Source organism: Bradyrhizobium sp. C9, from assembly GCF_002532045.1.
Lineage (GTDB): Bacteria > Pseudomonadota > Alphaproteobacteria > Rhizobiales > Xanthobacteraceae > Bradyrhizobium.
Genome location: NZ_NWTG01000028.1, coordinates 26208 through 39722 on the forward strand (window position 1 = coordinate 26208; position 13515 = coordinate 39722).

Consider the following 13515-nt stretch of genomic DNA (forward strand, 5'->3'; position numbering starts at 1 on the left):
GATCAGGTCCCGGCTGAGAAGAACGAGGCGAGGCGGGTTTGGATGTTGTCGGCGATCTCCTGCGCGGCGCGGTCCTCGGCGTCGCGGAGGGCGCGGGTGCGGGCGAAGCGCTGGTAGGAGCCCGGCATGTCATAGGACACGCGCGAGAACGTGGTGCCGGTCATGACCGACTTGTTCGACGCGATCTCGATCAGGTTGAACTGGGCATCGATGCCGTAGTTCTCGCTGGTCGGCAGCGCGGTGGTCGGATCGATCATCAGCGAGGAGCGGCTGGTATAGAAGCGCAGCACCAGCCGATGCGTCGGCGGTGCGCCGGTGGCGGTGCCGTAGAGCTTGAAGGCGAGGGCGTTGCGGACCTCGACGCCGACCCGGGCCTCGCGAGACGCGTTCGCCTTGTCGACCGGCGGAACCTCGACACCCATCAGCTTCTCGCGCAAGGCGGACGACTGACCGTCGAGGGTGCGCTCGGCATACATCGGCTGGAAGCAACCGGCCGTCAGCGCGGCCAAGGCTGCCACGGCCACGAGCCGGGCGGCGATCCTGATCCTAGCCGACAACATTGACGATCCTCATGGGCACCACGATCACCTTGCGGACGGGTTTGCCGCCCAGTGCGGCTTTTACCGCATCGAGCGCCAAAACGGCAGCCTCTATATCCGCATTTTGCGCCGCCCGTGGCACAGTAACATCACCTCGTTTTTTACCGTTGACCTGGACGACGAGGGTCACGCTGTCTTCGACCAGCAAATCGCGTTCGATTTGCGGCCAATCGGCCTCGGAAACCAGCCCGGACTGGCCCAGAACCACCCAGCACTCCTCGGCCAGATGCGGCATCATCGGCGAGAACAGCTGAACCAGGATAGTCGCGGCTTCTTTCACCGCCCAGGCGACGTCGGGCGCCGGCTTGCCCCCAGCCGTAGTTTCCTTGGCCAGCACATCGGCCAGCGCGTTGGCGAATTCGCGGATATGGGCGAGGCAGACGTTGAAATGCAGTCGCTCGATCCCGGACGACACCTTGTCGAGCGCGCCATGGGCGGCTTTGCGCAGCGCCAGTGCCTCGGGCCCGAACGTGCCCGGCCGGGCCGCCGGCGCAGCTTTGGCGATCTCGGCCGATTCGTTCACCAGCCGCCACAGCCGCTGCACGAAGCGCGAGGCGCCCTGCACGCGTTCGTCGCTCCAGATCACGTCGCGATCCGGCGGCGAGTCCGACAGCATGAACCAGCGCGCGACGTCGGCGCCGTAGCTCGCGATGATGTCGTCGGGGTCGACGGTGTTCTTCTTCGACTTCGACATCTTCTCGATCGGACCGATCGCGATGTCCTCGCCGGTCGCCAGCAGCACCGCGCGGCGGCCGTTGCCGCCGACCTCGATCTTCACCTCGGCCGGCGTGACCCAGCTGCCGTCGGCCTTCTGGTAGGTCTCGTGCACCACCATGCCCTGGGTGAACATGCCGGCGAACGGCTCGCTCATGTCGATGTGGCCGGTGGCCTTCATCGCGCGGGTGAAGAAGCGGCTGTAGAGCAGATGCAGGATCGCGTGCTCGACGCCGCCGATATACTGGTCGACCGGCATCATCCGGTTGGCGACCGCGGGCGTGGTCGGCGCGGTCGCGTTCCAGGGATCGGTGAAGCGCGCGAAGTACCACGACGAATCCACGAAAGTGTCCATCGTGTCGGTCTCACGCACCGCCTTGCCGCCGCACTTCGGACACGTCACGTGCTTCCAGGTCGGATGATGGTCGAGCGCGTTGCCCGGCCTGTCGAAGCTGACATCCTCCGGCAGCGTCACCGGCAGCTGGTCGTCGGGCACTGGCACCACGTCGCACGTCGGACAATGGATCACCGGGATCGGGCAGCCCCAATAGCGCTGGCGTGAAATTCCCCAATCGCGCAGCCGGAAATTCACCTGCCGCTCGCCGACCGGTGCGTTGCCGCGGAGCTCGCTCTCCAGACGTTTCGCAACCTCTTCCTTCGCCTCGTCGATCGTCATGCCGTCGAGGAAGCGCGAATTGATCATGCGGCCGTCACCGTCATAGGCGGTGTCGGTGATGAAGAACGTTTTCGGATCCTGGCCCTCGGGGCAGACCACCGGCACGTTGCCGAGGCCGTATTTGTTGACGAAGTCGAGGTCGCGCTGGTCGTGCGCCGGGCAGCCGAAGATGGCGCCGGTGCCGTATTCCATCAGCACGAAGTTCGCGACATAGACCGGCAGCTTCCAGTTCGGATCGAACGGATGCACCGCCTTGATGCCGGTGTCGAAACCCTGCTTCTCGGCAGTGTCGATGATCGACTGCGCGGTGCCGATCTTCTTGATGTCGGCGATGAACTCCGCGAGCTTCGGGTTCTTTGCCGCGGCGGCCTGCGCCAGCGGATGATCCGCCGAGATCGCCATGAATTTGGCGCCGAACAGCGTGTCCGGCCGCGTGGTGAAGATCTTCAGCTCGTTCTCGCCGGCCGGCGTCGTCGCCGGATCCAGCGCGAAGCGGATCAACAGGCCCTCTGAGCGGCCGATCCAGTTGCGCTGCATCAGCCGCACCTTGTCGGGCCAGCGGTCGAGCCCGTCCAGCGCCTCCAGCAGCTCCTGCGAGTACTTCGTGATCTTGAAGACCCACTGGCTCATCTCACGCTGCTCGACGACGGCGCCCGAGCGCCAGCCGCGGCCGTCGATCACCTGCTCGTTGGCGAGCACGGTCATGTCGACCGGATCCCAATTCAGCTTGCGCTTCTCGCGCTCGGCGAGGCCGGCGCGCAGCATGTCCAGAAACATCTTCTGCTGATGCTTGTAGTAGCTGGGGTCACAGGTCGCGAATTCGCGGGCCCAGTCGAGCGACAGCCCGATCGACTTGAGCTGCTTCTTCATCGCGGCGATGTTGTCGTAAGTCCAGGCCTTCGGCGCCACCTTGCGCTCGATCGCGGCGTTCTCCGCCGGCAGGCCGAACGCGTCCCAGCCCATCGGGTGCAGCACGTTGTAGCCCTTGGCGCGCATGAAGCGGGCCAGCACGTCGCCGAGCGTGTAGTTGCGGACATGGCCGATATGGATGCGCCCCGACGGGTACGGGAACATCTCGAGCACGTAGTATTTCGGCCGCGGATCGTCGTTCTTGGAGGCGAAGATCGCCTTTTCGTCCCAGGTGGCTTGCCAGCGGGGTTCGGATTCACGGGCGTTGTAGCGTTCGGCGGTCATGAAATCGCAGGGATTCTGGGTGGCTTTGGGTGATTTTCGGGTCCCCTCCGGGGACGGCGGACTAGGCCACAAAATCGCCCATGGGGTCAACGGCTTGGGGGCTCCAAACGCCCGATCCGGTCGCGCAGCCGCCCTGCGCCGTCGCAGGGGGTGCCGCTTTCAGCCTGCCCCGCCGCCCTGGCGAAAGTCATGACCCCATAACCACCGGGTTCTGTTGGGATAGCGGACTGCGGCCCCAGCCCCGCGCAATCATGACCAGCGCGGGTAATGGGTCCTGGCCTTCGCCAGGACGACACCGAATGTGTGGCCGTCATGGTTCCGCGTCCTCGCGACGCCACTCAACTCGCCAGTGCCATCCCGGCTTCATCCAGTGTCTGCAAGAACCCATGCTCGATGACGGCATTCCTGCCGCGGCGTTTGGCGGCGTAGAGGGCGGCGTCGGCGGCTTCGATCAGGTCGCCGGGGCGCAGGGTCTCGTTCGGCTTGGTCGTGGCGACGCCGACGCTGACCGTGACGACGCAATGGCTCGAGGGCGCATGCGGAACGGCGAGGCCAAGCACCGCCGTGCGCACGGTCTCGCCGATCGCGAGCGCATGCGCGGCATCGGTATTCGGCAGCAACAGACAAAATTCCTCGCCGCCATAGCGGCCGGCGAAGCCCATCGTGTCGGCGGCGATTCCGGCCAGCGTCTCGCCGATCCGGGTCAGGCAGACGTCGCCTTCGGGATGGCCGTAGGTGTCGTTGTAGAGCTTGAAGTGATCGACATCGATCATCATCAGCGACAGCTCGCATTCATATTGCTGTGCCCGCAGCCACTCGAAATCGAGCCGGCTCTGGAAGCCGCGGCGGTTGGCAAGGCCCGACAGCGCATCGATCGAGGCCATCACGGTGAGGCGGTCGTTGGAGGCGACGAGTTCACGCTCGCGCTGGCTGAGCTGCGCCGCCATCGCGTTGAAGGCGCGCGCAAGCGGCACGAATTCCGACGGCAGCTTGTGCTTGGCGACGCGCGCCGACCAGTCGCCCTCGCCGAACCGCCGCGCCATGCTGGTCATCAGCTCGATCGGATGGATCACCAGCCGCTCTGCGCCGACCAGGGCACCCAACAAAACGAAAAGGCAGACGAAGCCGAGCTGCAGATAGGCGGTGCGGATCTCGCGGCTGATCGCCGCCGTCACCTTGGCCTCATCCATGCTCACGATCAGGCGGGATTGCGTGCCGGCGATGCGGGCGAAGCTCAGCGTGCGCTGCGCGCCGTCGGATGCCGTGAACGACACCGAGCCTGATGGCTCGTCGTAGCTCAGCGCCTTCTCCGCGATCGCGGACATCAAGGGGATGGTGTCGAGCGAGCGGCCGATCAGGCTCGCATGATCGGTGGGGGCTGCGACCACGACGCCGGTCGAGTCGACGAGAACCGCCGACATGCCGGGCTGGCCGCCGAGATTGCCCATGATCTGCGACAGCCAGTCGATGTTGATGCCGGCGACGACGATGGAGTCGAGCTCCGGATTGATCGCGGCCACCGGATAGGCGGCCATCATCATCGGCCGGCCGTTGGTCCTGCCGCGCAGATAGTCGCTGAACACGAAGCCGCGGTTGTCCTGCGCCTTCTTGAAATAATCGCGGTCGCCGAGATTGAGCCCGACCTGGCTGTTGAGCGTCGAACACTGCACCAGCCCGTCCCTGGAGACGAACATGATGCTGCGGATCCACGGCAGCACCGTCGGCAGGCTCGCGCGCAGCACCTCGCAGCTCTGCCCGATGCCGCCGGAGGCACGGATATAGGCGGCCGATTTCAGCATGGTCTCGACCGAGGAGACCACCTCGCGCTGGGTTTCGGCAGCGTGCGCGGTGAGGTTGGCATAGCCTGCCGCGGCTTGCGCGATCTGCGTCGAGCGGAAATTCTCCAGCGTGCGGACGCGATCCAGCATCAAGGGCGCGACCAGCATCACCGCAAGCAAGGCGAGCCGGGCACGAATGCCCAGAACCTTCTTGAGTTTGACCCGGTTGCGGTTGAAAGTGACGCCCGACATTCTGGTCCCTTGCCCGGGCGCAAGGTAGAGTGAAGGGCTTCAAAAAGCCTTTCCCGAATTTGGTAAAATTCGAGCCAACCCCCCGCGTCTGTCAGAGAACGGCACAAGCATGACACAAAGCCCGACCGCGCCGTTATCGGCTGATTCACCACACGGCCTCGCCGTCGTGGAGCAGGAGATCGTGCATGCCTGCAAGGAAGCGCGGCGCGACCGCGCGTCGGTGACCTTGATCGCGGTGTCGAAGACATTCGCGGGCGACGCAATTTTGCCGATTATTCGCGCCGGACAGCGCGTATTTGGCGAAAACCGCGTGCAGGAAGCCAAGGGCAAGTGGCCGGAGTTGATCCAGGCTCATCCGGGCCTGCAGCTGCACCTGATCGGACCGCTGCAGTCGAACAAGGCCAAGGAGGCGGTCGCGCTGTTCGATGCGATCCATTCGGTCGACCGCGGCAGCATTTGCGAAGCGTTAGCCAAGGAAATCAAAAATCAAGGCAAGCATCCCGAGCTGTTCGTCCAGATCAACACCGGCGAGGAGCCGCAGAAGGCCGGCGTCGCGCCGCAGGACGCGGATACCTTCATCGCGGCATGCCGCGACACTTATGGCCTGCAGATTTCAGGACTGATGTGCATCCCGCCGGTCGACCAGGCGCCGGCGCCGCATTTCGCGCTGTGCGCCAAGATCGCCGCGCGCAACGGGCTGAAGAATTTGTCGATGGGCATGAGCGCGGATTTCGCCGTGGCGATCCAGATGGGCGCCACCCATGTGCGGGTAGGTTCGGCGATCTTCGGGACGCGAACGGTGGCGCACAACTAATGCCGCCCTGGCGAAAGCCAGGACCCATACGCCGCGGCCATCGCAAAGGGCACGCGGTTCGTCCGCGCACAACAACTGACTTCGGTGGTTATTGGTCCCTGCTTTCGCAGGGACGACGACTGTGTGTGCGGTGAGCGTATCGCCTAGGCGAACTTCACCGACACTTTTCCGATCGCGCCGAAATCGGCAGCGAACTCGTCGCCCGCCTGAATTGGCAGCGGCGGATGGCAGGTGCCTGTGGTGACGACCTCCCCTGCCCGCAACGTCAGCCCGAGCGCACGCAGTTCGTTGGCGCACCACGCGAGTGCCACGCGGGGATCGCCGAGCACGTTCTTGCCGTGGCCGATGTAGCGCTCGCCCCGCAGCGTGATGGTCGGACGCTCTTCGACCAGATCGATCGCGCGCCAGTCGGCTGACGTTGGAGGTCCGAGCACGAACAGATGTGCGCAGGCATTGTCGGCGATCAGCTGCGCCTCGCCGGCGGATGTGAAATCGGTGAAGCGTGAATCCGGAATCTCGATCGCAGGATGCAGCATGCCGACCGCATCGAGCACTTCGCCGACGCTGTACGGCGTCGCGCGCGGCGCGAGATCGCGCGCCATGCGGAAGGCGTATTCCGGTTCGCCGACCCGCATCGCGTTGCCCTTCATCGATGCGGTGCCGCCGTCTGCGATCAACGTCTCTGCGAGGATGCGTCCGGCCAGCGGGCCTGCGACATTGATATGCTTCTGGCCGGCCGCGCTGGTCGCCGCGATCTTCCAGCCGAACAGTTTTTCGCGCGAGGTCTTCTCCAGTTGGGCCTGCACCGCGTAACCCTCGGCGCGGTCGCGCGGCCGCATGGCGCCGTCGAGCGCGGCGAGTTTCGTTCCAGCGCGCAAGTGATCGTGCAGGACCTTGGCGGCGGCGGCGATCTGGTCGTTGTCGAGCATGCGGTTTCGTCCCTGCGGGAATTTTCTGTGTTGCGCATGATCTCAGCACAAGCGCGTCGCGCTTGTCGCGTGGGAAAACCGATGCTCAGCTATTCCAGAACTTTACCCGATGATGATCCGGGTCTGCGGCGACATCCGCCGCAGCAGCCGCAGCATCGACGCTTTCGTCATCGAGACACAGCCCGCGGTCGGCCCGAAGTTCGGCCGCGCCAGATGCAGGAACACGGCGCTGCCGCGGCCGGCGATGCGCGGTGCGGCGTTGTGATCGATTTCGACAATGAAGTCGTAGAGGTGATCCTCGCGCGTCAGGCGGTCGCCGCCTTGCTCCCGGTCGAGCCGGATCGGCTGGTTATAGTGGCGGTCGGCGGGGTCCTCGCACCAGGCATCCTCGCGCTGGATCGGCCGCGCCGGCAGGAAGGTCACCGGACGCCGGTGCCGGTCGGCGCGCCACCAGAGCCGCCTGGGGTGGAAGATGCCGCGCGGCGTGCCGCCGTCGCCCTCGCGCTTGTTGGCGAGGATTCCGCCGCGTCCGAGCGCCACCGGAACGGTCCAGCCATCGGTCGTCAGCCAGCCCCGGCGCGGATCGCCGGCGGCGCGGTGGACCTCGATGGCGGAGAGCGGGCGATCACATTTCACTGTCATATAAGTGATTGAAATAGCTGGTCTTCCTTTAAGAATCGTTCAAAACTGAACTTGCCTTGAGCGTCCCAAACATTCTATCTCCCGGCATTACAGGACATTCACGTCCTGCCCCGCCGGATTTGAGGTAGACTGCCGCTGCCTTGTGAATCGGTAACGACGGCCTACCTGAGCACGTATCTAGCCGATGCTACGGCCATAAGCGCCCCCCGCTTCTGACCGCCCCGCCCCCGAAGGATTGTACCTATGGCCAATGCCCGCAAGATCTTGATCGTGGATGACGATACCGATCTGCGCGATACGCTGGTCGAGCAGCTGTCCCTGCACGAGGAATTCGAAGCCTCCGCAGTCGACACCGGCGCCAAGGGCGCCACTGCCGCCAAAGCCAATTCTCCCGATCTGGTCCTGATGGACGTCGGCCTGCCCGACACCGACGGCCGCGAAGTGGTCCGCAGCCTGCGCAAGGGCGGCTTCAAGGCCCCGATCATCATGCTGACCGGCCATGACACCGATTCCGACACCATCCTTGGCCTCGAAAGCGGCGCCAACGACTATGTGGCGAAGCCGTTCCGCTTCGCGGTGCTGCTGGCCCGGATCCGGGCGCAGCTGCGCCAGCACGAGGCCAGCGAGGACGCGGTGTTCTCGGTCGGCCCCTACTCGTTCCGGCCCGGCTCGAAGATGCTCACCGGCGCCAACGCCCGCAAGGTGCGGCTGACCGAGAAGGAAACCGCGATCCTGCGCTTCCTCTACCGCGCCGGCCAGATGCCGGTGTCGCGCGAGACCCTGCTCCAGGAAGTCTGGGGCTACAATTCCGGCGTCACCACCCACACGCTGGAAACCCACATCTACCGCCTGCGCCAGAAGATCGAGAAGGACGCCGCCAACCCGGAAATCCTGGTGACGGAAGCCGGTGGCTACAAGCTGGTGCCGTGATACGCTTCGCGCTCAACGATTCGTGAAATCGAGGCGCACCGCGGTTACCGGCCCTGAATGTCGATCGATGATGACGTAGCCCTGCTTGAGCAGGTCCCGACGATGCGTCTGTTGGGCGACAGCTCCTTGCGCATGCTGGCGATCGGCTCCGAGCAACGTGACTTCAACGCAGGCGAAGTGCTGTTCAAGGTCGGCGACGCCGCGGATGCCGGCTACGTCGTGCAGCGCGGCACGTTCCGGGTCGAGGAAGGCGGCGCCGAGATCATCGCCGGCCCAGGCGCGCTGATCGGCGAGCTCGCATTGATCGTCGCGATGAAACGGCCCTCGACCGCGACCGCGCTGGAGCGCGGCTCGGTGATCCGCGTCGCGCGCAGCCTGTTCCAGCGCGTGCTCGAAAGCGATCCGGCCGCAGCCTGCCGGCTCCGCGACGAGCTCGCGCTACGCACCAGCCAGCTGGCGAGCGATATCCTGATGGCGGGTGGCAAGCTAAGTACGTAGCCGCCGTCGTCGCTGCGAAGACCAGTGATCCGTCACCCCCGCGCAAAGGCTTCGCCTTTGTCGCTGGAGGAGCGCGCTCTTGCGCGCGTCTCGAAGGGTCGACGGCTACCAGCCGGGCCGTGCATCCTTCGAGACGCGCGTTCCGCGCTCCTCCGGATGACGGGTTGAGGTTCGGCGAGAACTAAACCTCCATCACTGCCGTGACCGGCACATGATCCGACGGCCGCTCCCAGCTGCGGGCGTCGCGGGTGATCTTGAAATCGCTGACGTGATTCTTCAGCGCGCGCGAGACCCAGATGTGATCGAGCCTGCGGCCGCGGTCGCCGACAGTCCAGTCCGCGGCGCGATAGCTCCACCAGGTGTAGACCTTTTCCGACATCGGGATCCGCTCGCGCGCGACGTCGAACCACTCGCCATGCGCTTGCGCTGCGAGCAGCTTCTCGGTTTCGACCGGCGTATGCGAAACCACCTTCAACAGCTGCTTGTGCGACCACACGTCGTGCTCATGCGGCGCGACGTTGAGGTCGCCGACCAGGATGTGACGGTCGTCGCCGCGCGGATGCAGCGGCTCGCACGCCTTCATCTCGTCGAGGAATTGCAGCTTGTGCTCGAACTTCGGATTGAGCGCGGGATCGGGAATGTCGCCGCCGGCCGGCACGTAGAAATTATGCAGCACGAGCGGCTTTGAAAGCTGCGCCTTCTCGCCGAAGGAAACTGAAATGTGCCGCGAGTCGATCTTGTCGCAGAACGTTCGGATATCGGTGGTCTCGAACGGCAGGCGCGAGACGATGGCGACGCCGTGATAGCCCTTCTGCCCGTTCAGCGCGACGTGCTCGTAGCCGAGCCGCTTGAAGCGCTTCAGCGGAAACGCATCGTCGATGCATTTGGTCTCCTGCAGGCACAGCACGTCCGGCCGCGCGCTCTTCAGGAATTTTGCGACGATGTCGATGCGCAGGCGCACCGAATTGATGTTCCAGGTGGTGACGGAGAACCGCATGAGAGGTGCGTCTTAGCACGGTTCGCGGTGCGCGTTAGCGCTTTGTCCACAAGCAAGCGCCTGCGAGATGGCTAGCCCGGCGATGAGCCCGGATAGGTCGTGAAGTCGATCTTGAACAGCCCCGGATCGGGCTTCTGCGTCGCGTCGAGATTGTAGACCGCAACGGTGGTGTCGTAGCCCTGCGGATCGGTGACGGTCCACTGCTTGAGCTTGCCGTCCTTGGCGCCGATCATCAGCAGGAAGCGGCTGGTGCCGACCAGCGCCTGCTTCTCCTCGATCGTGATGCTGACGAACACGTCGTCGGCAGTGACGCTGACGACGTTGGTGTCCTTCATCAGGTCGATGCGGTCCGACAGCAGATACCGCAGCGGGGTCTGCGACAGCGGATAGATGTCCTGGGTCGCGAGCCTGCGGTCGCGTACCGCGACCGACGAGCCGTCTGCGATCACTTCGATGGTGCTCGGATTGTCATATTCGAAGCGCAGCTTGCCGGGCTTCTGGATGTAGAAATCGCCCTTGGTCTTGGTGCCGTCAGGACCGACCTGGACGAAATTCCCGACCAGCGTCTGCAGCGACGACAGGTAGGCTGAGATCTTGGCGGCCTGCGCCTTCTGGTTGGCGTCGAAGGTCTGGAAGATGTTGGCGGGCACGTTGCGGCGCGGATCGGGAATCACCGGGTCCGGCGGTGCCTGGGTGGCGCCGGTGGTGGCCGGGCCCTTGTCCGCATTGCTCTGCGCGCCGGCGTCCTTGGCCTTCGGCGCAGCCTTCGGTCCGGCGTTGGCCACGGGTTTCGGCGTTGCCGGCGCGTTTTGCGCAGTCGCGCCGCCAGCGATCGCGGCGGTGACGAGAAGAGCCAGCGCAGTGCGCGTGCCGCGGTCAATGAGATGTTTTGCCATTAGATATGTCAGGTCTCTGTTCGACGCTCGTCCCGCTTCGTCGGATTTTATCCCGCCTCTTCCGAGGGAGATATGGTTTTTCCGTGATGATCGCCCCCGATCAGAACTGGCCTTCTTCCTCCCCGACCAGGATTTCGCGCTTTCCGGCGTGATTCGCAGGGCCGACAATGCCCTCAAGTTCCATCCGCTCCATCAGCGAGGCGGCGCGGTTGTAGCCGATCTGCAGCCGGCGCTGGATGTAGGAGGTCGACGCCTTGCGGTCGCGCTTGACGATCGCAACGGCCTGCGTGAACAGATCGCCACCGCCGTCGCCACCCATGCCGGTGGCATCGAACACGGCGCCGTCCTCGTCGGTCGGCTCTTCCGCGGTGACGGCTTCGAGGTATTCCGGGGCGCCTTGCGTCTTCAAATGACGCACCACCTTCTCGACTTCCTCGTCGGACGCGAACGGGCCATGCACGCGGCTGATGCGGCCGCCGCCCGCCATATAGAGCATGTCACCCTGGCCGAGCAGCTGCTCGGCGCCCATTTCGCCGAGGATGGTGCGGCTGTCGATCTTCGACGTCACCTGGAAGGCGATGCGGGTCGGGAAGTTGGCCTTGATCGTGCCGGTGATGACGTCGACCGACGGACGCTGCGTGGCGAGGATCACATGCAGGCCGGCGGCACGCGCCATCTGCGCGAGGCGCTGCACGGCGCCTTCGATGTCCTTGCCGGCGACCATCATCAGGTCGGCCATTTCGTCGACGATGATGACGATATAGGGCAGCGGTTCGAGGTCGAGCTTCTCTTCCTCGTAGATCGCCTTGCCGCTCTCCTTGTCGAAGCCGGTGTGCACGGTGCGCGTCAGCTCTTCGCCCTTGGCCTTGGCTTCGACCAGGCGCGCATTGTAGCCATCGATGTTGCGCACGCCGAGCTTGGCCATCCGCTTGTAGCGCTCTTCCATCTCGCGCACGGCCCATTTCAGCGCGACCACGGCTTTCTTCGGATCCGTGACGACGGGCGTCAAAAGATGCGGGATGCCGTCATAGACCGAGAGTTCGAGCATCTTCGGATCGACCATGATCAGGCGGCACTGATCCGGCCGCAGCCGGTAGACCAGGCTCAGGATCATGGTGTTGATCGCGACCGATTTGCCGGAGCCGGTGGTGCCGGCGATCAGCATGTGCGGCGTGCGCGCGAGGTCGATGATCACAGGGTCGCCGCCGATCGTCTTGCCGAGACACAGCGGCAGCTTCGCAACCGAATCGACGCTTTCCTTGGCGACCAGCAGCTCGCGCAGATAGACCTTCTCGCGATGCGCGTTCGGCAGTTCGATGCCGATCGCGTTGCGGCCGGCGACCACGGCAACGCGCGCCGACAGCGCGCTCATCGAGCGGGCGATGTCGTCGGACAATCCGATCACGCGCGACGACTTGATGCCGGGCGCGGGCTCCAGTTCGTACAGCGTGACCACCGGGCCGGGGTTGGCCTTGACGATCTCGCCACGCACGCCGAAATCCTGCAGCACGCCTTCGAGAGAGCGCGAGTTGGCTTCGAGTTCGGCCTTGCTCAGCGGCTGGCGATCGCTCGCCTTCGGCGCACTGAGCACGGAGACCGACGGCAGCTCGAACTTGTCGGAGTTCTTCTTCTTCGGCTTCGGCTCGGCCTTCTTGCGCGGGGCGCGGGCGGCAGGAGCTTCCTCCTCGTCGTCCTCTTCTTCCTCGTCGTCGAAAGACTCGGTCTCGTCTTCGTCCTCGTCATGGTCGTCAGCGGCGGGCGCGATCGAGGGCGCCGAGCGGCCGCCGCCGATATTGGGCTCCTGGCGCTCGAACGCAGCGCTGCGGCCCTGCGCACCGCTCGACACCAGCGATTTATAGGCGGTACCGAACAGCCAGCCGAGCCGGGCTTTCGCGCTCATCAGTGCATGGAACAGCCAGCCCAGCGAGACCGAACTGCGGTCATTGTCTTCGTCTTCGACGAACGGCTCGTCGTCGTCAGAGATCGGCGTCAGCTCTTCGTCCTGCTCCTTGGCGCCCCAGCCGCAGGCGAACAGGAAGGTCGCGGCCATCGCGACAAACAGGATCAGGCCGAGCACGACGCGATAGAGGAAGCCGGGCGGCCCGAACACGACGGCTGGCGCGCGCAGCAGCGCGTCGCCGACCACGCCGCCGAGCCCGGTCGGCAGCGGCCAGGACGTATTGTGCGGCCAGCAGCTGGCGAAGCCCGCCGCGATCACCGTGCACAGGATCCAGCAGCCGAGCCGCAGCGCCTCGCGGTCGAACGGACGATGCGTCAGCATCCGCCAGCCCCACACCGCCACCGGCAGCAGCAGCATGATGGCGCCGAGGCCGAGAATCTGCATCAAGAGGTCGGCGCCGATCGCGCCGGGATAGCCGAGCACGTTGCGGATCGCGCGCGAGGTGGCGTGACTGAGCGACGGATCCTGCACCGACCAGGTCATCAGCGCCGCGGTGACGGCGCCCGACAGCGCGATCAGGCCGAGCCCGGTGAGTTCGCGCAACCGTCGCGCCAGCGCCTCGCGCAGCGAGAGCGGCAGATGGCCGACCAGGGGGATGACACGTTCGATCGCTGGCATACTCAATCTTCGCGCTTC

General features: G+C 65.2%; 11 protein-coding genes. 3 read left to right on the plus strand and 8 right to left on the minus strand.

The window, feature by feature from the left end:
- Window positions 1-2: 2 nt before the first annotated feature.
- The 3 genes from lptE to CO675_RS33995 all read right to left on the minus strand — a co-directional run bounded on the left by lptE (window position 3) and on the right by CO675_RS33995 (window position 5213).
- Window positions 3-560 carry an LPS assembly lipoprotein LptE gene (gene lptE / locus CO675_RS33985; RefSeq protein ID WP_097676204.1) on the minus strand — a complete coding sequence of 186 codons (558 nt, stop codon included), beginning with the start codon at window positions 558-560 and terminating at the stop codon, window positions 3-5.
- Window positions 547-3183 carry a leucine--tRNA ligase gene (gene leuS / locus CO675_RS33990; RefSeq protein ID WP_097676205.1) on the minus strand — a complete coding sequence of 879 codons (2637 nt, stop codon included), beginning with the start codon at window positions 3181-3183 and terminating at the stop codon, window positions 547-549. The genes lptE and leuS overlap by 14 nt, the downstream gene beginning before the upstream one ends.
- A 338-nt stretch (window positions 3184-3521) precedes the next feature.
- Window positions 3522-5213, minus strand: coding sequence for a sensor domain-containing diguanylate cyclase (locus CO675_RS33995; protein WP_097676207.1), 1692 nt, complete (start codon window positions 5211-5213; stop codon window positions 3522-3524).
- A gap of 109 nt (window positions 5214-5322) precedes the next feature.
- Here CO675_RS33995 and CO675_RS34000 point away from each other — a divergent pair, with 109 nt between their 5' ends.
- Entirely contained in the window at window positions 5323-6027 is a 705-nt protein-coding gene (locus tag CO675_RS34000; RefSeq protein ID WP_097676208.1) for a YggS family pyridoxal phosphate-dependent enzyme, read from the plus strand.
- A 143-nt stretch (window positions 6028-6170) separates the two neighbouring features.
- Here the strand turns inward: CO675_RS34000 and CO675_RS34005 are convergent, their stop codons facing one another.
- Both CO675_RS34005 and CO675_RS34010 read right to left on the minus strand, forming a co-directional pair.
- Complete coding sequence (locus tag CO675_RS34005; protein ID WP_097676210.1) at window positions 6171-6956, minus strand: 2-keto-4-pentenoate hydratase; 786 nt, start codon at window positions 6954-6956, stop codon at window positions 6171-6173.
- A gap of 102 nt (window positions 6957-7058) precedes the next feature.
- A complete protein-coding gene (locus tag CO675_RS34010; protein ID WP_097676211.1) occupies window positions 7059-7598 on the minus strand; it encodes a L,D-transpeptidase family protein in 540 nt (179 codons plus the stop codon).
- A gap of 243 nt (window positions 7599-7841) precedes the next feature.
- On the opposite strand from CO675_RS34010, the gene CO675_RS34015 reads away from it, so the two are divergent.
- Both CO675_RS34015 and CO675_RS34020 read left to right on the plus strand, forming a co-directional pair.
- Complete coding sequence (locus CO675_RS34015) at window positions 7842-8528, plus strand: response regulator transcription factor (RefSeq protein WP_016841446.1); 687 nt, start codon at window positions 7842-7844, stop codon at window positions 8526-8528.
- A gap of 57 nt (window positions 8529-8585) precedes the next feature.
- Window positions 8586-9026 (plus strand): Crp/Fnr family transcriptional regulator, encoded by a 441-nt coding sequence (locus tag CO675_RS34020; RefSeq protein WP_097676213.1) that lies wholly within the window; start codon window positions 8586-8588, stop codon window positions 9024-9026.
- A 181-nt stretch (window positions 9027-9207) separates the two neighbouring features.
- Here the strand turns inward: CO675_RS34020 and CO675_RS34025 are convergent, their stop codons facing one another.
- From CO675_RS34025 to CO675_RS34035, 3 genes are all read right to left on the minus strand, one after another.
- Window positions 9208-10023, minus strand: a complete 816-nt coding sequence (locus CO675_RS34025; protein ID WP_097676214.1) for an exodeoxyribonuclease III — start codon at window positions 10021-10023, stop codon at window positions 9208-9210.
- Between the two features lie 71 nt (window positions 10024-10094).
- Window positions 10095-10919, minus strand: a complete 825-nt coding sequence (locus CO675_RS34030; protein WP_097676215.1) for an outer membrane lipoprotein carrier protein LolA — start codon at window positions 10917-10919, stop codon at window positions 10095-10097.
- A gap of 100 nt (window positions 10920-11019) precedes the next feature.
- Window positions 11020-13503, minus strand: a complete 2484-nt coding sequence (locus tag CO675_RS34035) for a DNA translocase FtsK (RefSeq protein WP_097676216.1) — start codon at window positions 13501-13503, stop codon at window positions 11020-11022.
- Window positions 13504-13515: the final 12 nt, after the last annotated feature.

Excerpts from the sequence above, each read along its gene's own strand:
- lptE (WP_097676204.1), bottom strand. The coding sequence starts at position 560 with ATGTTGTCGGCTAGGATCAGGATCGCCGCCCGGCTCGTGGCCGTGGCA.
- leuS (WP_097676205.1), bottom strand. The coding sequence starts at position 3,183 with ATGACCGCCGAACGCTACAACGCCCGTGAATCCGAACCCCGCTGGCAA.
- CO675_RS33995 (WP_097676207.1), bottom strand. The coding sequence starts at position 5,213 with ATGTCGGGCGTCACTTTCAACCGCAACCGGGTCAAACTCAAGAAGGTT.
- CO675_RS34000 (WP_097676208.1), top strand. The coding sequence starts at position 5,323 with ATGACACAAAGCCCGACCGCGCCGTTATCGGCTGATTCACCACACGGC.
- CO675_RS34005 (WP_097676210.1), bottom strand. The coding sequence starts at position 6,956 with ATGCTCGACAACGACCAGATCGCCGCCGCCGCCAAGGTCCTGCACGAT.
- CO675_RS34010 (WP_097676211.1), bottom strand. The coding sequence starts at position 7,598 with ATGACAGTGAAATGTGATCGCCCGCTCTCCGCCATCGAGGTCCACCGC.
- CO675_RS34015 (WP_016841446.1), top strand. The coding sequence starts at position 7,842 with ATGGCCAATGCCCGCAAGATCTTGATCGTGGATGACGATACCGATCTG.
- CO675_RS34020 (WP_097676213.1), top strand. The coding sequence starts at position 8,586 with ATGTCGATCGATGATGACGTAGCCCTGCTTGAGCAGGTCCCGACGATG.
- CO675_RS34025 (WP_097676214.1), bottom strand. The coding sequence starts at position 10,023 with ATGCGGTTCTCCGTCACCACCTGGAACATCAATTCGGTGCGCCTGCGC.
- CO675_RS34030 (WP_097676215.1), bottom strand. The coding sequence starts at position 10,919 with ATGGCAAAACATCTCATTGACCGCGGCACGCGCACTGCGCTGGCTCTT.